The sequence below is a fragment of the Faecalibacterium sp. I3-3-33 genome (genome assembly GCF_023347295.1).
Lineage (GTDB): Bacteria > Bacillota > Clostridia > Oscillospirales > Ruminococcaceae > Faecalibacterium.
In genome coordinates, this window is the sequence record NZ_CP094469.1 from 367,282 (window position 1) to 388,667 (window position 21,386).

At 60.5% G+C, this 21,386-nt stretch carries 22 protein-coding genes and 1 tRNA gene; 21 read left to right on the forward strand and 2 right to left on the reverse strand.

Annotated elements, in window-relative coordinates:
• Nucleotides 1-246: 246 nt before the first annotated feature.
• Genes MTP39_RS01650 through MTP39_RS01665 form a run of 4 tightly spaced genes read left to right on the forward strand, consistent with a single transcriptional unit; the run spans nt 247 to nt 4,671 of the window.
• Entirely contained in the window at nt 247-1,560 is a 1,314-nt protein-coding gene (locus MTP39_RS01650) for an SMP-30/gluconolactonase/LRE family protein (RefSeq protein WP_249241197.1), read from the forward strand.
• Nucleotides 1,561-1,575: 15 nt separating this feature from the next.
• Nucleotides 1,576-2,136 carry a TIGR01440 family protein gene (locus MTP39_RS01655; RefSeq protein WP_249241198.1) on the forward strand — a complete coding sequence of 187 codons (561 nt, stop codon included), beginning with the start codon at nt 1,576-1,578 and terminating at the stop codon, nt 2,134-2,136.
• A 5-nt stretch (nt 2,137-2,141) separates the two neighbouring features.
• Nucleotides 2,142-2,867 (forward strand): YggS family pyridoxal phosphate-dependent enzyme, encoded by a 726-nt coding sequence (locus MTP39_RS01660; protein ID WP_249241199.1) that lies wholly within the window; start codon nt 2,142-2,144, stop codon nt 2,865-2,867.
• Nucleotides 2,868-2,880: 13 nt separating this feature from the next.
• A complete protein-coding gene (locus MTP39_RS01665; RefSeq protein WP_249241200.1) occupies nt 2,881-4,671 on the forward strand; it encodes an ABC transporter ATP-binding protein in 1,791 nt (596 codons plus the stop codon).
• Nucleotides 4,672-4,721: 50 nt separating this feature from the next.
• Here the strand turns inward: MTP39_RS01665 and MTP39_RS01670 are convergent.
• Together MTP39_RS01670 and MTP39_RS01675 are read right to left on the reverse strand one after the other, a co-directional pair.
• Nucleotides 4,722-4,795: transfer RNA gene (locus tag MTP39_RS01670), tRNA-Ile, on the reverse strand.
• 77 nt (nt 4,796-4,872) lie between these two features.
• Nucleotides 4,873-5,292, reverse strand: coding sequence for a hypothetical protein (locus MTP39_RS01675; RefSeq protein WP_249241201.1), 420 nt, complete (start codon nt 5,290-5,292; stop codon nt 4,873-4,875).
• A gap of 126 nt (nt 5,293-5,418) precedes the next feature.
• Between MTP39_RS01675 and MTP39_RS01680 the strand changes: the two genes are divergently transcribed.
• The 17 genes from MTP39_RS01680 to rplW all read left to right on the forward strand — a co-directional run bounded on the left by MTP39_RS01680 (nt 5,419) and on the right by rplW (nt 21,335).
• Nucleotides 5,419-5,919: a conjugal transfer protein TraD gene (locus MTP39_RS01680; RefSeq protein ID WP_249241202.1), complete on the forward strand. Its 501-nt coding sequence runs from the start codon at nt 5,419-5,421 to the stop codon at nt 5,917-5,919.
• Nucleotides 5,916-7,199, forward strand: a complete 1,284-nt coding sequence (locus MTP39_RS01685) for a glycoside hydrolase family 10 protein (RefSeq protein ID WP_249241203.1) — start codon at nt 5,916-5,918, stop codon at nt 7,197-7,199. The genes MTP39_RS01680 and MTP39_RS01685 overlap by 4 nt, the downstream gene beginning before the upstream one ends.
• A gap of 148 nt (nt 7,200-7,347) precedes the next feature.
• The gene (locus tag MTP39_RS01690; protein WP_249241204.1) at nt 7,348-7,890 is read left to right on the forward strand and encodes a hypothetical protein; all 543 of its coding nucleotides are present in this window, start codon (nt 7,348-7,350) and stop codon (nt 7,888-7,890) included.
• Nucleotides 7,887-8,804, forward strand: a complete 918-nt coding sequence (locus MTP39_RS01695) for a DMT family transporter (protein WP_249241205.1) — start codon at nt 7,887-7,889, stop codon at nt 8,802-8,804. Before MTP39_RS01690 ends, MTP39_RS01695 begins: the two co-directional genes overlap by 4 nt.
• 1 nt (nt 8,805) lies before the next feature.
• On the forward strand, nt 8,806-9,360 hold the full coding sequence (locus tag MTP39_RS01700; RefSeq protein ID WP_249241206.1) for a M48 family metallopeptidase: 555 nt from the start codon (nt 8,806-8,808) through the stop codon (nt 9,358-9,360).
• A 28-nt stretch (nt 9,361-9,388) separates the two neighbouring features.
• The gene (locus MTP39_RS01705; RefSeq protein ID WP_249241207.1) at nt 9,389-10,879 is read left to right on the forward strand and encodes a lipopolysaccharide biosynthesis protein; all 1,491 of its coding nucleotides are present in this window, start codon (nt 9,389-9,391) and stop codon (nt 10,877-10,879) included.
• A gap of 441 nt (nt 10,880-11,320) precedes the next feature.
• A complete protein-coding gene (locus MTP39_RS01710; RefSeq protein ID WP_249241208.1) occupies nt 11,321-12,871 on the forward strand; it encodes a DUF1538 domain-containing protein in 1,551 nt (516 codons plus the stop codon).
• A 30-nt stretch (nt 12,872-12,901) separates the two neighbouring features.
• Nucleotides 12,902-13,582 carry a P-II family nitrogen regulator gene (locus MTP39_RS01715; RefSeq protein WP_154252122.1) on the forward strand — a complete coding sequence of 227 codons (681 nt, stop codon included), beginning with the start codon at nt 12,902-12,904 and terminating at the stop codon, nt 13,580-13,582.
• A gap of 112 nt (nt 13,583-13,694) precedes the next feature.
• Nucleotides 13,695-14,573, forward strand: coding sequence for a YitT family protein (locus MTP39_RS01720; protein WP_249241209.1), 879 nt, complete (start codon nt 13,695-13,697; stop codon nt 14,571-14,573).
• A 105-nt stretch (nt 14,574-14,678) separates the two neighbouring features.
• Nucleotides 14,679-14,933 carry a DUF1858 domain-containing protein gene (locus tag MTP39_RS01725; RefSeq protein ID WP_249241210.1) on the forward strand — a complete coding sequence of 85 codons (255 nt, stop codon included), beginning with the start codon at nt 14,679-14,681 and terminating at the stop codon, nt 14,931-14,933.
• Nucleotides 14,934-15,593 carry a class I SAM-dependent methyltransferase gene (locus MTP39_RS01730; protein ID WP_249241211.1) on the forward strand — a complete coding sequence of 220 codons (660 nt, stop codon included), beginning with the start codon at nt 14,934-14,936 and terminating at the stop codon, nt 15,591-15,593.
• A gap of 1 nt (nt 15,594) precedes the next feature.
• Nucleotides 15,595-16,371 carry a Nif3-like dinuclear metal center hexameric protein gene (locus MTP39_RS01735; protein ID WP_249241212.1) on the forward strand — a complete coding sequence of 259 codons (777 nt, stop codon included), beginning with the start codon at nt 15,595-15,597 and terminating at the stop codon, nt 16,369-16,371.
• A gap of 131 nt (nt 16,372-16,502) precedes the next feature.
• Nucleotides 16,503-18,257, forward strand: a complete 1,755-nt coding sequence (locus MTP39_RS01740; RefSeq protein WP_055185966.1) for an Rqc2 family fibronectin-binding protein — start codon at nt 16,503-16,505, stop codon at nt 18,255-18,257.
• A 1,102-nt stretch (nt 18,258-19,359) separates the two neighbouring features.
• Nucleotides 19,360-19,671: a 30S ribosomal protein S10 gene (rpsJ, locus tag MTP39_RS01745; RefSeq protein WP_249241213.1), complete on the forward strand. Its 312-nt coding sequence runs from the start codon at nt 19,360-19,362 to the stop codon at nt 19,669-19,671.
• A 97-nt stretch (nt 19,672-19,768) separates the two neighbouring features.
• Nucleotides 19,769-20,401: a 50S ribosomal protein L3 gene (gene rplC, locus MTP39_RS01750; protein WP_005921887.1), complete on the forward strand. Its 633-nt coding sequence runs from the start codon at nt 19,769-19,771 to the stop codon at nt 20,399-20,401.
• A 14-nt stretch (nt 20,402-20,415) separates the two neighbouring features.
• The gene (gene rplD / locus MTP39_RS01755) at nt 20,416-21,039 is read left to right on the forward strand and encodes a 50S ribosomal protein L4 (RefSeq protein ID WP_005921886.1); all 624 of its coding nucleotides are present in this window, start codon (nt 20,416-20,418) and stop codon (nt 21,037-21,039) included.
• Nucleotides 21,039-21,335, forward strand: a complete 297-nt coding sequence (rplW, locus tag MTP39_RS01760; RefSeq protein WP_005921885.1) for a 50S ribosomal protein L23 — start codon at nt 21,039-21,041, stop codon at nt 21,333-21,335. Before rplD ends, rplW begins: the two co-directional genes overlap by 1 nt.
• Nucleotides 21,336-21,386: the final 51 nt, after the last annotated feature.

Consider the following 21,386-nt stretch of genomic DNA (forward strand, 5'->3'; position numbering starts at 1 on the left):
TTCATGGAATATACACATATTATAAAACTGTGCGGAAGAATGTCAATTATCTGCGGTGGAATTTGGGCGAAAAACACAAAATGCTGCTGGATGGTCTGTGCTATTTGTCAGTACCCGGGAAAGGCAGACGGGAAACGGGAACAAACTGTGTGTCCCGCTTGCCCTTTTTGCGCAGGAATGCTATACTTTAGCGATAAAGGACAGTGCGCTGTCCGCAAGGTTTTTCAGAGATAAGGATAAGCGCTTATGCGAATCGGACTGATCGAATTTTTGCTCATACTGGCCATTGCGTCCCTCACGGTGGGGCCGCGGGTGGCTTTGTTCGTGGACCGGTGGATGCGCCGCGCCAACCGCGCCAATGCCATGGCGGCGCGCCGCCGGGCAGAGTATGCCGCCCAGATGGCCATCGAGCGGGACGCCATGCTCAAGCGGTTCCGCACCGCCAGCACGGTGTTCGGGGTGGGCATTCTGCTGGTGCTGGTGTATGCGCTGGGCTTCCGTCCCATCGACACCCCGCCGCAGACCTATAAAGCCCCCGACCTCCGGCAGGAGACGGGCACAATGCAGACAGCAGTCTCCACCGACCGCAAGACCCGGCTGGAGCTGGGGGAGTATCAGGGCGTGGACTGCATCCGCGCAAAGGACGGTCTGTTGTATGCCGCTGCGTGGAACGGTGCCGCCCTGAAAAAGCGCACCACCGACCTTGTGCGCACCGATGGCGGGCACGCTGCCGCCATCCTGAGCGTGGAGGGGGAACTGACCGGCTTTGCCTTTGACGCCGCCGGGGATGTGTGGCTGACCCAGCTGACCACCGCCGGGGGAACTTTGTGCCGCGCCAAGCACGACAGCTGGGGCGCAGCGGTGGAGCAGGTGGTCACCCAGCTGGACGGTGCGCCGCTGGGGGCAGTATCTGCCGTGGAGGTAAGCCCGGCGGGCAAGGTGTACTTTGCAGTGGCTGCGGCGGCAGGCGCGGAGAACGGGCTGGAAAGCGCCCTGCGCACTGAGCTGCTGGCGCACACCGCCACCGGCTGCGTGTATGTGTACGACCCCGCCGCCCGCACGGTGGAAAAGGTGCTGGGCGGGGTGGCAGGCGCTGCCGGTCTGGCGCTCAGCCCGGACGGCAGCACCCTGTATGTCTCCGACCTTGGCAGCCGCTGCATCTGGGCGGTGGATGCCGCTGCCCGGGAGCTGACCGCCGGGGGACGGGGCTGCACCGCCGCCTTTGCCGGTCTGCCGGGCTACCCGGGTGCATTGGCTGCGGACACGGACGGCACGCTGTACATCAGCTACCGCTGGGCGCACAGCGGCTGGCTGGAAAAGAACGCGGACAGCACCCTGCTGCGGGGCATCGCCCTGCGGGCGGGGCAGAATACGCAGGAGCGGCTGTTCCGGCGCACGGCAGACGCTCCTTGCGCCGAAGCGGTAAACCTTGCCACCGGGGCTTGGGAGCAGACCTTTACCGGCCTTGCACAGGACAGCTGCGCGGCGGTGTGTCCGGTGGAAAGTAAAGTATATTTCGGTGCGGCAGGGGCAAACAGCCTGCTGGCTGCAAACCGATAAGCGAGGTGTTTTTGTATGACCGAAGCATTTGCAAAACAGATCGAGACCGAAGCGCGGCAGGCAATGACCGAGCTGGTGGCTGCGGCAAAGCTGAAAAAGGGAGATGTGCTCGTGGTGGGCTGCTCTTCCAGTGAGATGGTGGGCGGTCACATCGGCAAGGATTCCAGCTTGGAAGCCGCCCGGGCGCTGTACGCGGGCGCTGCGCCGGTGCTGGAAGAAAAAGGCATCTGGCTGGCAGCGCAGTGCTGTGAGCACCTGAACCGCGCCCTTATCCTTGAGCGGGAAGCCGCAGAAAAATACGGCTGGGAGGAAGTGTGCGTTGTGCCCCGTCCCCATGCGGGCGGCAGCTGGGCCACTACCTGCTGGAAAAACTTCAAAGACCCGGTGGCGGTGGAGGAGATCCGCGCCAACGCGGGCATGGATATCGGCGGCACCCTGATCGGGATGCATCTGAAGCGGGTGGCAGTGCCGGTGCGGCTGAGCCTTAATAAAATTGGCGAAGCAAACATTCTGTGCGCCTACACCCGCCCGAAGCTGATCGGCGGCGAGCGCGCCCGCTATACCGAGGAGGATTGAGCGAGATGGCAGAAAAAACATTGGAAGAGATGCGGCAGGCCGTTGCCGAGATCCGGGAAAAGATGGCAGCCGCCGCCCGGGAAGCCGGGCGCGACCCGGCAGCGGTGCAGCTGTGCGCCGCCTGCAAGACCCGCACGGCGCAGACCATTGCAGCCAGTGCCGCCCTGCCCATTGATGTGTTCGGCGAGAACCATGTACAGGAGCTGTGCGCAAACTACGATGCCGGTGCCTACTGCGGCAAGCCCAGCCATTTTATCGGCCACTTGCAGACCAACAAGATCAAAAAGGTGCTGGGGCGGGCAAGCCTGATCCAGAGCGTGGATAGCGAGCATCTGCTGCTGGCCATCGAGAAGGAAGCCGCCAAGGCCGGTATCGTGCAGGATATCCTGCTGGAGGTGAACATCGGCGGGGAGGAGAGCAAGACCGGTGCCGCGCCGGAGCTGCTCTGGCCGCTGCTGGACACCGCCGCCGCACAGGAGCATATCCGGGTGAAAGGTCTGATGGCGATCCCGCCCGTAAACGATGACGATGCCCAGAACCGCCGGTATCTGGCGCAGGTGTATCAGCTGTTCGTCCGGGCAGGGGAGCGGGGCTACCGCAATGTGGAGATGCAGACCCTTTCCATGGGCATGAGCGGTGATTTTGAAAACGCCATCCGGGAGGGCGCTACCCTTGTGCGCATCGGTACCGCCATCTACGGTGAGCGGGATTACAGTAAAAAGCAACGATAAAAACGGAGGAATCATGCCGAAAACCAAAACCAACGACCCCGGGGCGCATCACGCAAGCAGCGGTGCGCTGATCCGGCGTTTTCTGCCGTATCTGGCAAACTATAAGATGGTGCTGTGCCTTGACCTGTTCTGCGCAGCACTGACCACCCTGTGCGATATCGTGCTGCCCAAGATCATGAGCATCATCACCAACTCTGCCATGGGGGTGGGCATCACCCTGACGGCGGGCATCGTGCTGAAGCTGGCGGCGCTCTACTTTGTGCTGCGCATCATCGACGGCGCGGCCAGCTACTATATGTCCAGCATCGGCCACATCATGGGCGTGCATATCGAAACGGATATGCGCCGGGATGCCTTTGACCATCTTTTGCAGCTGGATCACACCTACTACAACAACACCAAGGTGGGCACCATCATGGGGCGCATCACCAACGACCTGTTCGATGTGACCGAGTTCGCCCACCACTGCCCGGAGGAGTTTTTCATCGCGGGCATCAAGATCGTGGCGTCCTTTGTCATTTTGTGCCGCGCAAGCATCCCGCTGACCTTGGCAGTGTTTGCCTGTGTGCCGCTGATGGGCGTGGTGTCGGTGTACCTGAACGGACGTCTGCGGGCACGCTTCCGCCAGCAGCGCGTCCAGATCGGCGAGTTGAACTCCACCATCGAGGACAGTCTGCTGGGACAGGGCGTGGTCAAGGCCTTTGCCGCCGAGGACGAGGAGCGGGAAAAGTTTGCCAAGGGCAACCGCGCCTTTGAACAGATCAAGACCCTTGGCTACTACGCCATGGGCGCCTTCAACACCTCCACCCGCCTGTTTGACGGGTTGATGTATCTGGTGGTCATTCTGGCGGGCGGCCTGTCGCTGGTGTACGGTAAAATTACTGCCGGTGATCTGGTGGCCTATATGCTCTACGTCACCACCCTTATCGCCACCATCCGGCGCATCGTGGAGTTTGCCGAGCAGTTCCAGCGCGGCATGACAGGCATCGAGCGCTTTGCCGAGATCATGGACACCCCGGTTGCCATCAAGGACGCCCCAGACGCAGTGCCATTGCAGCCCGGCCCCGGCGAGATCCGGTTCGAGAAGGTGTGCTTTGAGTACCCGGACGACCACAACAAGGTGCTGCACGACGTCAGTCTGGACATCCGCGCGGGGGAGCGTCTGGCGCTGGTGGGTGCCTCCGGCGGCGGCAAAACTACCCTGTGCAACCTGATCCCCCGCTTTTATGAGGTGACCAGCGGCCGCATCCTCATTGACGGGCAGGACATCCGCCGCGTTACCCTGAAGAGCCTGCGGCAGGATATCGGCATCGTGCAGCAGGACGTGTATCTGTTCAGCGGCACGGTGGCGCAGAACATCGCCTATGGCAAGCCCGGCGCCACCCGGCAGGAGATCGAAGCCGCCGCCCGTCTGGCGGGCGCGGAAAAGTTCATCCTTGCGCTGAAGGACGGCTACGACACCTATGTGGGCGAGCGCGGCGTCAAGCTGTCCGGCGGACAGAAGCAGCGCATCGCCATTGCCCGGGTATTCCTGAAGAACCCGCCCATCCTGATTTTGGACGAAGCCACCAGCGCACTGGACAACGAGAGCGAGATCCTTGTGGGACAGAGCCTTGAAAAGCTGGCTCATGGCCGCACCACCCTGACCATCGCCCACCGCCTGACCACCATCAAGGACTATGACCGCATCCTTGTGCTGGGCGAGGAGGGCATCGTGGAAGAGGGGACCCACGCCCAGCTGCTGGAAAAGCAGGGCATCTACTACCGCCTGTGGAACCAGCTGCCCGCAGAGGATGGGGAATAAAGAAGCCTGAAATACAAAAAAGACACCCGAAAGGGTGTCTTTTTTCTGTATGGGCCAGGCAGGACTTGAACCCGCGACCAAGCGGTTATGAGCCGCCAGCTCTGACCAGCTGAGCTACTGGCCCGTATGTGGTGCTGCATTGCTGCAACACGCACTAGTATAACAAAAACCGCGCAAAAAGGAAAGCATTTTCCGCAAAAATCATTTGGTGCGGTGGGCATCCAGCTTTTGCAGCATAAATTCGTCCAGCATGGCGGGCGGGAACAGCGGCTCCTTGTAGCCAAAGGCCTCCCGGATAAAGATCAAAGTCACCACGGTCTGGCGGCCGGGGTCCAGCCGCAGGGTGTACAAGGTGTCCAGCGGCTGCTGGCTGGGCTGGTGCAGCGTCAGGTGCAGCATGAAGCTGCCGTCATTCTCCCGGCGGCACTCGTAGGCAAAGAGGTCTGAGTCGCTGCGGGTGTCCAGACGGTCAAAGCACTCGTCCAGTGCAAGGCCGGTGCGGAACTCGGACAGGCCGGCGGGGCCGTACTGGCTGCGGCGGTTTGTCTCCCGCCGGGAGAGCAGGTACACGATGATGCCCAGCGCACAGGCTAAAAGACAGACGGAAACGACAGCGTTCATGGAAAGACCCTCCCCAAAAGAGTTTTCCTTATTGTAACACAACCTGCAGGGGTTTGTGCTATAATATTTACAATTCTTTTTAAATTTTTCTGCAAGCCGGGCGCAAACGCCCGGGGGAGGGGCTTCATGAAGCTTAAATTTACACGAAAGACATGGTATTTCTTTTTGCTGGCGGCAGCGGCGGTGTCCATGCTGGGCGGCTTTGCCATGCTGGGCGGGATGGATTTTTCCGGGCTGGAAATGATCGTATTCTGCCTTACCGGCATCGCGGTGCTGTTTCTGGCGGCGCAAAAGGGCGCACCGGCCAAGGAAAAGCGCAACTACACCGGCGTGTTCGTGGTGCTGATGCTCAGCAAGCTGGGTGCCAGCGGCTGGGCGGGGGATATCTGCTCGGCGCTGGTGTGGCCTGCTTTGCTGGCAACGGAGTATGAGCGCGGCAGACCCATCCAGCGGCAGCTGCAGCTGGTGAGCGCCGCCGAGGTGCTGCGGCTGGTGTTCTGGATGCTGACCAAGTACGCGGGCATGAGCGGCCTTGCCTTCTGGACGAATATCATGTTCGTGCTGCTGACCTGCGCCCGGGGCTGGGCGGGGCTTACCCTCTATAAAACGCAGGAGGAGACCCTGTGACCCAGCGCCGCAGGACGTCTAAAGCCAAGGCAAAACGCCGTTTTGGCCGCAGAGCCTTTCTGGCCGGGGCGGGCGCAGCAGCCTGTGCTGTGGCGGGGTGGTATCTGCGGCAGAAAAGCGATGCAGACCACACCGCTGCCTCCGGGCAGGATACGCCCCCGGCACCCAACCCCGCCCTGCCCGCCGGGGAGTGGCGGGCGGTGTGGGTGAGCTATCTGGACTGGGCGCTGCTGGATTTTTCCACCGAGGACACCTTCCGCGCCGGAGCGGCGCAGCTGCTGGACAATTGCGCCGGGCTGGGACTGAACACCGTGCTGGCGCAGGTGCGTCCCTTTGGGGATGCGCTGTACCGCAGCAGTTTGTTCCCGTGGAGCCATCTGTGCACCGGGGTGCAGGGCAAAGACCCCGGCTTTGACCCGCTGGATGTCTTTCTGACCGAGGCGCACCGCCGGGGCATCGGGGTGGAAGCGTGGGTCAACCCCTACCGCCTGCGCTCCTCGGCGGCGATGCCGCCGAATCTGGCAGAGAATAATCTGGCAAATACCCACCCGGACTGGCTGTGCACCGCCGGGGAGGGGCTGTACCTGAACCCCGCCGTGCCCGCCGCCGCAGACTATGTGGTGCAGGGGGTGGCAGAGCTTTTGCAGAACTACCCGGTGGACGGCATCCACTTCGACGATTACTTTTACCCCACCACCGATGCCGCTGTGGACGCGGTGCAGTTTGCGGCAAGCGGCGCAGCCGACCTTGCCGCGTGGCGGCGGCAGAACGTTACCGCGCTGGTGGCACAAGTGTACCGCACCGTGAAGGCGGCAGACCCTACCCTGCGGTTTGGCATCAGCCCACAGGGCAACCCGGATAACGACCTTGACCAGCAATACAGCGATGTGACCGCGTGGCTGGCGGCGGGCGGGGAGGAAAAGGTCATTGACTACCTCTGCCCGCAGGTGTACTGGGGCTACGGCTTTACCCTGCACTCCGGCAGCACCCGCTTTGCCTTTGAAAACATCGTCCCGGCGTGGCTTGCCTACCCCCGGGCGGGGGATGTGGCACTGTATTTCGGGCTGGGCGCGTACCGGGTGGGCACCGGGGACGGCGGCGCGAACCCGGACAGCGTATCCGGCTGGAGCACCGGCAGTGCGCTGGCGGCACAGGTAAAGGACTTGCGGCAGCAGATGGCGGGCGGCTGGGCACTGTACCGCTACGGCAGTCTGTTCGGGCCGGAGGCTCCCGCGCTGGCCGAGGCCGAGTGTGCGGCGCTGCGGGCGCTGAATGGGTAAAAATTTGTGCAGAAACAGGCGGCAAACCGCACAAAATAAAGATAGGTATCTTGTGCAGAGCGGCAAAATGCGGTATACTTACCCTGTATCTGCCCGTTGGCAGAGACGCACGAAAAAGAAAAGTTTCTTTGTTTCTATGAGGAAAGCTATGAAGATGAAAAAACAGCTTTTGGCACTGCTGCTGGCGGCGGTTATGGTGTGCAGCTTGACCGGCTGCAAGGATACCCTGAAAAAGGTGGCGCAGAAGATAACAGGCCACTCCGAGGAAGTGCAGGAGGAGGACACCACCCGCTGGGCGGAATCCACCACCGACCCGCTGATCATTCAGGGCATTGCGGATGCCTCGGCAAAGTATGCCACCGCCACCGCAGACGGCTGCCTGTATGCGGTATTCAATGGCATCTGGAGCCGCAACACCGGCTACTTTACCGTGCCGGGCGGCAGTGTGAACATCATGGCCTGCGGCACCGCCGAGGGCACCCAGAAGTTCAAGGTGGCACTGTGGAAAAAGGTGGACGGCGGCGCAGCGTATGTGCCGGACAGCACCTACTACGTCAAGACCGATGGCACCGACTACCGCTGCACCATTTCCGGGCTGGACCCGGCGGCGCAGTACCGCGTGACCATCTCCTATGATTCCAGCCGGTATTACCTGTACGGCCTGATGAAGGTGGAGGGCATTGCCGGATGACGAACCAGACGAAAAATTCAATGCTGCTGATGCTGTGCGCCCTGATCTGGGGCACAGCCTTTGTGGCACAGAGCGCCGGCTCCGGCATGGGCGCGTTCTCCTTTCTGGCGGGGCGCAGCTGGATGGCGGTTCTGGTGCTGATCCCAACGGTCAAAGCGTTTGACGCTTTGCACCACCGGCAGGGCAGGCCGGACGGCAAGCCTAAGACGACGGCAGAGCGCAAGCTGCTGCTGAAAGCCGGGCTTGTGTGCGGCACGCTGCTGTTTTTGGCCAGCGCGGCGCAGCAGCTGGGCATCACGCTGGACCCCTCCACCGCAAAGGCGGGCTTTCTGACCGCTATGTATGTGGTGCTGGTGCCGGTGTTCGGCCTGTTTCTGGGGCGCAAGGGCAGCGCACAGCTGTGGGTGAGCATGGCCATTGCCGTGGTGGGGCTGTACCTGCTGTGCATGAAGGACGGCTTTGGCAGCATCCAGAGCAGCGACTGGCTGCTGCTTTTGTGCGCGGTGCTGTTCAGCTTCCAGATCATGGCGGTGGATCATTTCTCCCCGCAGATGGACGGTGTGCGCCTGAGCCTTGTGGAGTTTTTTGTGGTGTCGGTGGAAAGCACCGTGGCGGCGTTTTTGTTCGAGCAGCCTGCCATGGCAGAGTTCGTCGCCTTTGCCGGGCCCATCCTGTACTGCGGCGTGATGTCCAGCGGCGTGGCCTACACCCTGCAGATTCTGGGGCAGCGGGACCTGAACCCCGCCGTGGCAAGCCTGATCATGTGTCTGGAAAGCGTGTTCAGCGCTTTGGGCGGCTGGCTGCTGCTGCACCAGAACCTTTCCTTCCGGGAATCTACCGGCTGCGTGCTGCTGTTTGCCGCCGTGGTGCTGGCGCAGCTGCCCCTTGGCCGCCTGATGCGGAGCAAGGCCTGAGATGCCGGCAAAGCCGTGCGCCCAGCTGCGCAGCGTGGAGGGCATCCAGTACGAGCTGGTGCGCAAAAAGGTAAAGCAGCTGCATCTGCGGGTGCGCAGCAACGGCACCGTGATGGTAAGCATCCCCCTGACGGCCAGTCTGGAGCAGGCTGACCGTTTTGTGCTGCAAAACGCCCAGTGGATCCGGGATACCCGGGTGAAGAACATCACGAAGCTCAACAAGGATAACGCCGACCTGCCGGATAAAGCCACGGCGCTGGCGCACTTTACCGCCATGAGTGATAAGGTCTACCCGGCCTTTGCCGGGGTGCTGGGCGGGCAGAAGCCCATCCTGAAAGTGCGCAGCATGACCAGCTGCTGGGGCGTGTGCTGCCCGGGCAAGCGGCAGATCACCTTTGCCTTGCAGCTGTATAACCAGCCCCCTGCGGCGCAGATCTATGTGGTAGTACACGAGTACTGCCACTTTTTGCAGTTGAATCACAGCCCAGCCTTCTGGGCAGAGGTGGAAAAGCTGCTGCCGGACTGGAAGGCCCGGCGGGAGCTGCTGAAAAGATAATCTATCGTAAAAACGGAGGGAAATTCCCTTGGAAAACGAAAAAAAGACCGGCGATAAATATTCCAAACTGGCCGGCAATACCCTGATCTTTGCAATCTCCAGCTTTTCATCCAAGCTGCTCACCCTGATCGTACAGCCCTTTCTGACCTACGCCATGGCGGAGATCTCGGATCTGGGTCTGTCCAAGATCCTGAGCCAGTATGCCAATCTGCTCATCCCCTTTGTGTCCATGGGCATGTCCAACGCCATCATCCGCTTTGGTCTGGACAAGGGCAACAGCGAAAAACAGGTGTTCACCAACGGTCTGCTGACCATTCTGGGCGGCTTTGGCATTCTGGTGCTGTGCTGGCCCATTACCCAGTTTTTGCCGGATATGGCGCAGTACGGCCTGCTGATCTACCTTTATGTGCTCATGAGCTGCCTGCGCACCCTGTGCACCCAGTTCGTGCGCAGCCGCCAGTGGAATAAGCTTGTGGCAGTGGACGGCGTGCTGTGCACCGTGGCGACCATGGCGTTCTATGTGCTGTATCTGGTGGGCTTCAAGTGGGGCGCCAACGGCTACCTGCTGGCCATTATCAGCGGTGACCTGACCAGCGTGCTGTTTTTGCTGTTCACCGGCAGGCTGTGGAACTATGTGGAGCTGAAGGGCGTCAACAAAAAGCTGTGGCGGCAGATGCTCAACTTCTCGCTGCCCATGATCCCGGCGCAGATCAGCTTCTGGATCATCAACGCCTCCGACCTGTTCTTTGTGCGCGAAATGTGCGAAGGGCTGGACGGGCGCACCGGCAACGCATGGAGCGGCCTGCTTTCCACCGGCTACTTCCTGCCCACCATCCTGACCACGCTGGGTCTGATCTTCTACGATGCGTGGCAGCTTTCCGCCGTCACCGAGGAGGAAGGGCGTGCGCGGTTCTTTACCCAGATCTTCCGCACCTATTCCAGCGTGCTGTTCTGCTGCGCAGCGGGCATTATCTGGCTGTGCCGCCCGGTGATGCACGTCATGAAGTCCAACTATTATTACGCATGGCATTTTGTGCCCTTCCTTGTGCTGGCTTCCACCTGCAGCTGCTTTAACCAGTTTATGAACAGCGTCTATGTGGTGACCAAAAAGTCGCAGCGCAGCATGGTCACCATGATGGCGGGTGCTATCAGCAACTGCATCATGAACTACTTCTTCATCAAGCTGTGGGGGCCTGTGGGCGCGACCTATGCGTCCTTCCTTGGCCTTGCGCTGGTGTTCACCCTGCGCGCGGTGGACGCCCGCCGCATGATCGGGATGCACGTCCACCCTGCGCGGGTGCTGGCAAACGCCGCCGTGCTGGTGTTTGAAGCCTTTGTGCTGCTGGCAGAGCCGCCGCTGTACGGACTGTGGACGGGACTGATCACGCTGGCGGTCATCCTGTACAACTTTGCGGGCGTATGGGCGATGGCGCGGGTGCTGCTGCCCCGCCTGCTGGGACGCCGGGGCAAGGCGCTGGTAGCCGCCGTGGACGGCTGGCTGAAGCCGAAAAAGGCGTAAAGCGGAAAAATTATTTGTGATTTCGGAATCCCGGAGCGTCTGTGGACGCTCCGGGATTCCCTTTTCATGGGGAGGGGTCGTGGAGGAAAACGGCATTTACAGCGCTTGCTTCCTGCGGAAGCGGCGGCGCTGCGGGGGAGCGGGCTCGCCCTCTCAGTCACCTGCGGTGACAGCTCTCCCAAAGGGAGAGCCAAGAGCACTGCCGGAAACTTTCCCATTACACTTAATACTTTAGCAACGAGCCACAGACCTTGGCTCCCCCTTCGGGGGAGCTGGCGCGGGAGCGCCTGAGAGGGTTCGCTTCGGACAAGCAATTATTTTTACAATTTATGGAACTTGCTCAAGTTTTTTCCTTCTGTGGATTGACGGAATAGCCTCAAAAACGTATACTATAAATATATCTTGTACAAAAGTGTACAAACAGGATACAGACGAAAGGCGGTGGACATCATTCTCAGACGATCGCTCCCCAAGCTGCGGGAAAAGCTTTTGGAGGCGCTGCAGGCGGTGCTGCCCATTGTGGCCATTGTGCTGGTGCTCTGCTTCTCGGTAGCACCGGTATCGCCCAGCATCCTGCTGTGCTTTTTGCTGGGCGCTGCCATGATCGTGGTGGGCATCATGTTCTTTACTCTGGGTGCAGAGATGAGCATGACCCCCATGGGCGAGCGGGTGGGTGCAGTCATCACCCGCAGCCGCAAGCTGCCCCTCATCCTCGTGCTCGGCTTTTTGCTGGGCTTCCTTATCACCATCTCGGAGCCGGACTTGCAGGTGCTGGCAGATCAGGTGCCCTCTATTCCAAGCGGCACCCTGATCCTTTCGGTGGCGGCGGGCGTGGGCCTGTTTCTGGTCTTTGCCTTCCTGCGTATGCTTATCGGCATTGCGCTGCCAAAGCTGCTGGTGCTGTTCTATGGGCTTATCTTTCTGCTGGCGGCCTTTGTGCCCAAGGAGTTCCTTGCCGTGGCGTTTGACTCCGGCGGCGTGACCACCGGCCCCATGACCGTGCCCTTTATCATGGCGCTGGGCGTGGGCGTTTCTGCTATCCGAAGCGACCGCCACGCGGCGGACGACAGCTTTGGTCTGGTGGCGATGTGTTCCATCGGCCCCATTCTGGCGGTGCTGACGCTGGGCATCGCGTTCCGCGCAGCGGACAGCACCTACATCCCGCCCATTCTGCCGGAGGTGGCAGACTCGGTGGAGCTGTGGCAGTTGTTCCGGGAGGGTCTGCCCACCTATCTGGCAGAGATCGCCCGCTCGCTGCTGCCCATCGTGCTGATGTTTGGAGCATTTCAGCTCATCGCCCTGCGGCTGGACCGCCGCACGCTGGGGCGCATCGGCGTGGGTCTTGCGTATACCTATATCGGCCTTGTGCTCTTTCTGACCGGCGCAAACGTGGGCTTTATGCCCGCCGGTAACTATCTGGGTCAGGTGCTGGCAGGCAGCGGGATGCGCTGGGCAATCATTCCCATCGGGATGCTCATCGGCTACTTCATCGTAAAGGCCGAGCCTGCGGTCTATGTGCTGAACAAGCAGGTGGAAGAGGTGACCGATGGTGCCATCTCGGCGCAGGCCATGGGTCTGGCGCTTTCCGCCGGTGTATCCATTTCGGTGGGTCTTGCCATGGTGCGGGTGCTGACCGGCATCTCCATCCTGTGGTTCCTTGTGCCGGGCTATGTGTTCGCCATCAGCATCTCCTTTGTGGTGCCCAAGCTGTTCACCGCCATCGCGTTTGACGCGGGCGGTGTGGCCTCCGGCCCCATGACCGCAACCTTTCTGCTGCCGCTGGCGCAGGGTGCCTGCGTGGCGGTGGGCGGCAATATCGTCACCGATGCCTTCGGTGTGGTGGCTATGGTCGCCATGACCCCGCTGATCACCGTGCAGATGATGGGTCTGGTGGCGCAGCTGCGCACCCGCAAGGCACGCACGGCGCAGCCCGCTGCGGTGCTTGCCACCGTGTTTGCAGAACTGCCGGATGACGCCATTATTGAGCTGTAAAGGAGGCAGAACGTGAGCAGTTTGTTTTTGATGATCACCATCACCGACCGCCGCTCTACCGACGGCTTTTTGCAGCTGTACAAAAGCCACGGCGTAACGGTGAGTATGCGCACCGTGGGCTCCGGCACGGCGGTGCAGGAGACCCTTTCCACCCTTGGGCTGGAAAAGACCGAAAAGGCGGTGCTGCTGGCTGTGGTAACGGCAGAAAGCTGGCAGAAGATCCAGAAGGATCTGCGCCGCAAAATGCAGATCGATGTGCCGGGCACCGGCATTGCGTTCATTGTGCCGCTGAGCAGCATCGGCGGCAAACGGGCGCTGATGTTCCTTACCGAGCACCAGCCCCTTACATGGAAGGAGGAGAGCACCTTGAAGGATACCCGCTATGAACTGCTGCTGGTGGTGGCAAATCAGGGCTACACCGGCTCCATTATGGACGCTGCCCGCACCGCCGGTGCAGGCGGCGGCACGGTGATCCACGCAAAGGGCACCGGCATGGAGGGGGCAGCCGCCTTTCTGGGCGTGGAGCTGGTGAACGAAAAGGAGCTGGTGCTCATTGTCAGCCGCACCAGCCAGAAAAACACCATCATGAAAGCCATCATGGAGGGTGCAAACCCCAAGGCGGGTGCCATCGTGTTCTCGCTGCCGGTGACCGATACCGCCGGTCTGCGACTGATGGAGGAGGACGAAGCTCAGCCGGAAGCCGCCCTGTGACCCCTTAAAAATTGACCCCAATATCCGCATTTATCGCCGAAGGCTTGATAAATGCGGATATTTTCGTTATCATAGTAGAGGATACTTCAACGATAAACAAAGGAAGATGAAGATGACGCAATTAACACACAAGCAACAGCAGCTCTTCAACGCACTGTCCATCGTGGTGGGCAACGCGATGTATGCGCTGACTGTGGTATTATTTCTGATGCCCTCCGGCCTCATTACCGGCGGTGCCACCGGTATCGCACTGGCCTTCAACAAGGTCACCGGCCTGCCGGTGTCCGCGGTGCTGTTCGTGGTCAACGTGGCCATGCTGCTGCTGGGCTGGTGGGTGCTGGGACGCCGCTTTGCCTTGAACACCATGGCAAGCACGGTGCTCAGTCCCTTTTTTATGGCGCTGTGGGAGCACTTATTGGGCAAGCTTGTACTGACCGATGATCTGGTGCTGAACACCGTATTCGCGGGCTTTGGCATCGGCATCTCGCTGGGCATCACCATCCGCGCCGGTGCCTCCACCGGCGGCATGGACATTCCCCCGCTGGTGCTGAATAAGTGGTTCCACCTGCCGGTGTCCAGCACCATGATGGTTTTCGACTTTATCATTCTGGCTGCGCAGGCGGCCTTCAGCCCGGTGCGGCAGTCCCTGTACGGCGTGGTGATGGCGATCATCTACACGGTCGTGCTGGACAAGGTGCTCATGTTGGGCACCACCCGTACCGAGGTAAAGATCATCAGCGCCAAGTCCGACGAGATCTGCGCGGCTATTTTTGCGCAGCTGGACCGCGGCGTGACCATCCTGCACGGCGAGGGCGGCTACCTGCGGGAGCCGGAGTCGGTGCTGCTGAGCGTGGTCTCCAACCGGCAGCTGCCAAGACTGGAAAAGCTGGCGCACGCCATCGACCCCACCTGTTTTATGATCGTGAGCCACGTTACCGAGGTGAGCGGGCGCGGCTTCTCGCTGGAAAAGGACTATCAGGCGGAGCAGTGAGCGGATTTCCCCAAGGCTCTTGCAAAACTGCCCCGGTTTGGGGTATAGTATAGAGGAACAGTAGGTTATACTGTATCTCACCCGAAACAGAAAGGAAAAGCTATCATGTTTGATATTTTCAATATGCTCAAGAAGGAGCAGCACACCGCACCCAAGCAGGTGACCCGCGATACCATCATCGGCGACATTCTGGATATGGACCAGACCACCGCACCCTACTTTATGGAGATCGGGATGCACTGTCTGGGCTGCCCGGCTTCTCGTGGCGAGACCATCGAGGAGGCCTGCGAGGTGCACGGCGTGAACTGCGACGAGCTGCTGGAGAAGCTGAACACCCATCTGGCAGCCAAGAAGGCCTGAGTGCTGCCCACACTGGATGCGCGTCTGACCGCAGCGGCAGAGCTGGTGCGCCCGGGGCAGCCGGTGGCGGACATCGGCTGCGACCACGGCAAGCTGACGGCGGTGCTGGCGGCTTCGGGTAAGTACCCGAAGGTCATCGGGGCAGACCTGCGCCCCGGCCCGCTGGCCAAGGCAAAGCAGACGCTGGAAAATGCAGGTTGTCTGGACCGCGCTGAGCTTCGGCTCGGCGACGGTCTTTCTGTGTTGTCTGCCGGGGAGGTGGGCAGCATTGTGCTGGCGGGTGTGTCGGCACAGACCACATGGGAGATCATCGAAAAAGCGCCGTGGGTGTCCGCTGTGGGCGGGCCGCGCCTTGTCATGGTGCCCGCCACCCGGCACAGCGAGCTGCGCCGCTGGCTGTGGCAGCACGGCTTTGCCCTTGTGGCAGACCGCCCGGTGCAGGCCGCAGGCCGCTGGTATGCGGTGATGGCGGCAGAGTACACCGGCAAGGTGACCGAGCCCACCTTTACCCAGTGTCTGCTGGGAGATACCGCCCGCTGGCCGGAGGGCGCGGGCTACGCCGCATGGCAGCGGGCGAAGCTGCCCCGGATGCGGCTGGGCGTGCCGGACGGCAGCCCGCTTGCTGCAGAGATGGATGCCATTCTGAAAGAGGGAAACTGAAATGACCACGGTACAGCAGGTATACGAAGTAATGCAGCGGCTTGCCCCGCCGGAACTGGCAGAGCACTGGGATAACCCCGGCCTGCTGGTGGACTGCGGCGGCAATGTGCGCCGGGTGCTGGTGACGCTGGATATCACCCCGGAAGTGGTGGCAGAAGCTGCGGCAAAGCAGTGCACGGTCATCGTGGCGCATCACCCGGTCATCTTTGACCCGCTCAAGCGGCTGTGCCCTGCCGATGTGCCCTATCAGCTGGTGCAGGCGGGCATTTCCGCCATTTGTATGCACACCAATCTGGATGCCGCCGAGGGCGGGGTGAACGATGTGCTGGCCGACCTTTTCGGCATCCGGCAGCGCACCGCCTTTGCAGATGGCTGCGGCCGGGTGGGGGACATCGACCCCATCACCGTACCAGAACTGGCCGCGCTGGCACAGCACAAGCTGGCGGCGCTGTGCAACGCGCCGGATACCGGCGCAGCGGTGCAGGTGAAGTTTGCCGACACCGGAAAGCCGGTGCGCCGGTTGGCGGTCATCAGCGGCGCGGGCGGCAGTCTGTTTGCCGAAGCCATCGCCGAGGGTGCGGACTGTCTGCTGACCGGCGAAGCCAACCACCACCATGCACTGGACGCCAAGCGGCTGGGGCTTTCCCTGATCGCGGCGGGACACTACGCCACCGAATTCCCTGTGACCGCCGCCGTGGCATCTGCCCTGCGCGCCGCCCTGCCGGAGCTGGAGGTGCTGGTAAGCACCGACAACCGCGACCCGTATACTTATTTATAAAAAGAGAACCCTCTCCGTCATTGCTGCGCAATGCCACCTCCCCCGAAAGGGGGAGGTCTTTCAGCATAAACCGAAAAACTGGCAACGCCGCAGGCGACTGAGAGGGTTATAGATAAAACGAGGTAACATTTATGGCACTGGATGCTGCGACACTGGCGCTGACGGCAGCGGAGCTGAAAGCCACCCTGACCGATGCCAAGATCGCAAAAATTTTTGAACCGACCCGGGATGAGCTGGTCATCACCCTGCGCACCCGCACCGATACCTATGCGCTGCTGCTGTCTGCCCGCAGCGGCTCTGCCCGGGTGTGCCTGACCGAGGAGACCTTTGAAAACCCCGAGACGCCGCCCTCCTTCTGTATGCTCATGCGCAAGCACCTGACCGGCGGCAGACTGCTGGATGTGCACATGGAGCCGGGCGACCGCATCGTCTACTTTGATTTTCAGTGCACCAACGAGATGGGCGACCTTGTGCGCAATACCCTGTGTGCTGAGCTGATGGGACGCTACTCCAACCTTGTGCTGGTGCAGAGCGGCAAAATTATCGACGCCCTCAAGCGGGTGGATTTTGAGGACAGCGATGTCCGACAGCTGCTGCCGGGCTTGCCCTATACCACGCCCCCCAAGCCCGCACGGCCGGATTTTCTGCTGGTGAGCAGCGCATCCATCGTGGCAGCGGCCTGTCAGCGGGAGCTGCCGGTGGCGGATGCCCTGAACAAGACGGTGGCCGGCGTTGGGCCGGTGGTCTGCCGCGAGGCGGCATGGCGCGCCTTTGACGGCGAGCATCTGCCCGCCAATGAGCTGACCGATGCCCAGAAGCGCAGCCTGATGGCTGCTATTGACGAGCTGAAGGAGCTGCACGCGCAGGGCGGCTGTCCGTGCAGCGTCACTGCGCCGGACGGCAAGCCGGTGGAGTATACCTTCTTCCGTCCGCAGCAGTACGGCGAGCAGTACACCGTCCGGGAGTGGCCGTCCTTCAACGCGATGCTGGAGGGCTACTACGCCGAGAAGGACCGCGCCGAGCGTCTGCGCACCAAGAGCAAGGAGCTGCACAAGGCGGTACACAATATGTACGACCGCGCCCTGCGCAAGCAGGCTGCCCGGCAGGAGGAACTTGCCGCCAGCGGCAAAAGCGAAAAGCTGCGCCTGTACGGCGAGCTGCTGTCTGCCAACCTCTATCTGGCGCAAAAGGGCATGAAGAGTCTGACCGTGCCCAACTGGTACGACGAGGGCAAAGAGGTGACCATCCCGCTGGACCTGCGGTTCAGCCCCAGCCAGAACGCCCAGAACTTCTTCAAGAACTACAAAAAGAAGCAGACCGCCGCCCGGATGCTGGTAGACCTGCTGGCAGAGGGCGAAAAAGAGATCGCCTATCTGGAAACGGTGCTCTACGAAGTGGAAAGCGCCTCCGGCGAGGCTGCGCTGAACGAGATCCGCATGGAGCTGAAAAATCAGGGCTACCTGAAATACTACAAGCAGCGGGACAAAAAGCAGAAGCCTGCGGACTTTCTGCGCTATACCTCCAGTGATGGCTTTGAGATCCTGGTAGGCCGCAACAACGCCCAGAACGACAAGCTCACCCTGCACACCGCCCGGGGCAAGGACCTGTGGTTCCATGTACAGAAAGCACCCGGCAGCCATGTTGTGGTCATGAGCCGGGGTGAGGACATTCCGGACACCACCAAGCAGGAAGCTGCGGAGCTGGCGGTCATCCATTCCAGCGCCTACAAGGCAGGCACCGGTGCCAAGGTGGCAGTGGACACCACCGAGGTGAAGAACATCTGGAAAGCCAACGGCGCCAAGCCCGGCATGGTGCTGTACGAGGTGTACACCACCGTCTACATCACCCCGCGCGAGGGGTTGGAAGAGCAGCTGAAGAAGAAATGATCTGAAATGGCCTCCGCTTTGCTCTGGCCATAAGCTAAGGAAAAAACATTTATTATTTCGGACTACCGGAGCGTCTGCGGACGCTCCGGTAGTCCATTTTCACGGGAGGAGCCGTGGAGGAGAACGGCAGCTGCAGCGCCTGCTTCCTGCGGAAGCGCGGCGCTGCGGGGAAAGCTTCTGCTTGTCGCAAGCGGGCAGGGACGCTCCGCTGGGCCAGAGGCAGGGAGGGGTGTTCCGATTCCCCCCTCCCTACCTCTGGACTCCACCCACCCCGCAACGGGCCAAGGGCTACACGCCCTTAACAATCCTAAAGAAGAAGTCGAAGCACAAAAAAGCTAGCGCTGCGCCAGTCGGCGCTATCGCTTTAACGCTTTTTTCGCTTCTCCATTTAAAGCCCCTCAGTCGCTGCGCGACAGCTCCCCCGAGGGGGAGCTGTCACGCCCGGAAGCTTTACACTTCAGCCGGAAACCTTCCCGCCATGCCAAAGGCTCCCTCCCAGAGGGAGCTGGCAAAGCCGCAAGGCTTTGACTGAGGGAGTTCCCTATATAATATGTATAACCCCCGCTTTTCCCGCCCATACTGATGCTGCAAAGGAGAGTGGGGGAGTTTTCCACCGGCAAAAAGCGTTGAGATTGTGCATCTTGCACAGAAAATGCGGCTATTGACAAAACAGAGAAAATAAAAAAGAAAAATCGTAATTTTCTGCAAAAAACACTTGCCAAATAGACGAAGATGTGATAAAATATCTCTCGGCTGCAAAAGGCTTGTGCGATACAAGTCGTGCAGGCCAGCGATATGCGTTGATGCGGGAGGTTGTCATCCGGCGATAGCTGCGATGGGTTATTTCCGCGGAGTATGTCCGATCTTAGAACCGGGCGAAAAAATTACTGACAGCGATGGAATACGTTCCCTCGGCAGAGAAGTTACTCCTCTGCGAAACGGGCGGAACCAATGTTCGGATTTGATTTGCTAATATGTTTCCGGGAGAACTGCCATGCGGTTCACCGGTTTTTATAGTGCCAAATCGAGGAACACCCGGAACTGTGTAGAGCAATTTATCGGCTCGCCTAGGGCAAAAACAATTTTTCAGGAGGCGTAAGCAATGGCAGTCAAAGAGAAAATCAGAATCCGTCTGCAGAGCTATGATGCTCAGCTGATCGATGCCGCAGCAGAGAAGATCGTGGAGACCGCAAAGCGCACTGGCGCTCGCGTGTCCGGCCCCATCCCCCTGCCCACCGATCGTGAGATCGTTACCGTTCTGCGCGCTACCCACAAGTACAAGGATAGCCGCGAGCAGTTCGAGAGCCGCACTCATAAGCGTCTGATCGACATTCTGAAGCCGTCCAACAAGACGGTCGAGGCTCTGATGAGCCTCCAGCTCCCCGCTGGCGTGGACATCGAGATCAAGCTGTAAACCACACACGATCAAATTCGATGCCCTCGTTTCCCGAGGGGTCATGTTGGCAGTGACGTGCGCTGCCAACCAATAACCTTTACAGGAGGAAAAGAAAATGGTTAAAGGCATTATCGGCAAGAAAGTCGGTATGACCCAGCTGTTCGATGAGAGCGGCAAGGTTATCCCCGTCACCGTCATCGAGGCAGGCCCCTGCACCGTCGTGCAGAAGAAGACTGTCGAGAGCGATGGCTATCAGGCTGTTCAGCTGGGCTTCGGCGAGGTTTCCGCCAAGAAGGTCAACAAGGCAGCTGCAGGTCACTTCAAGAAGGCAAACGTTGCCCCCAAGAAGACCCTGCGTGAGTTCCGTCTGGACGACGTTTCCGCAATGAACGTTGGCGACATCCTGAAGGCTGACGTCTTTGCAGCAGGCGACAAGGTTGACGTTGCAGGCGTTTCCAAGGGCAAGGGCTACCAGGGCGTTATCAAGCGCTTTGGCCAGCACCGTCTGCGTGAGAGCCACGGCACTGGCCCGGTGGCACGTCATGCAGGTTCTATGGGCGCTATTTCCAACCCCTCTCGCGTGTTCCCCGGCAAGCGCCTGCCCGGCCACATGGGCTGCGTGCGCGTTACCGTGCAGAACCTGACCGTTGTCAAGGTTGACACCGAGAACAATCTGATCGCTGTCAAGGGTGCGGTCCCCGGTTCCAAGGGCACCATCATCACCCTGGCCAACAGCGTCAAGGCGTAAGGAGGAAAGCTACAATGGCAAAGTTTAATGTAGTCGATATGAACGGTCAGCACGTTAGCGAGATCGAGCTTTCCGACGCCGTGTTCGGTATCACCCCGAATGAGAAGGCTGTCCACATTGCTGTGGTGAACTTCCTGGCCAACCAGCGTCAGGGCACCCAGAACACCAAGATCCGCATGGAAGTTTCCGGCGGCGGCAAGAAGCCTTGGCGTCAGAAGGGCACCGGCCACGCTCGTCAGGGTTCCATCCGTGCTCCGCAGTGGACCCACGGCGGCGTTGCTCTGGGCCCCAAGCCCCGCAGCTACAACTACCACATCAACAACAAGGTCAAGCGCCTGGCTCTGCTGAGCGTCCTGTCCGACAAGGCTGCCAATGGCAACATGGTCGTGGTTGACAAGTTCGCTTGCGACGAGTACAAGACCAAGGCTGTGGTCGCTATGCTGAACGCTGTGGGCGCCGGCAAGAAGAACCTGCTGGTCAACGAGACTGTCGATGCAAAGTTCGTCAAGAGCGCTGGCAACATCGCCGGTGTCAAGACCACCTTCGCAGGCAGCGTGAACACCTACGATGTGCTGAACGCCGACAAGCTGATCATCAGCGTCGACGCAGCTAAGAAGCTCGAGGAGGTGCTTGGCTAATGAAAACCGCACATGATATCGTCCTGAAGCCGGTCATTACCGAGAACTCCATGGCTGGCATCGCTGACAAGAAGTACACCTTCAAGGTCGCTACCGATGCTACCAAGGTCGAGATCGCTCAGGCAGTTGAAGTTCTGTTCCCCGGCGTCAAGGTCGCTAAGGTGAACACCGTCTCCGTCCGCGGCCGCTTCCGCCGTCAGGGTATGCACGCTGGTTACACCGCTGCATCCAAGAAGGCTATCGTGACCCTGACCAAGGACTCCAAGGAGATCGAGTTCTTCAACAGCATGGTCTGATAGAACCCGCCGAGGGTTCCTCTATGGGGATATGACCCCGATAATAATTCA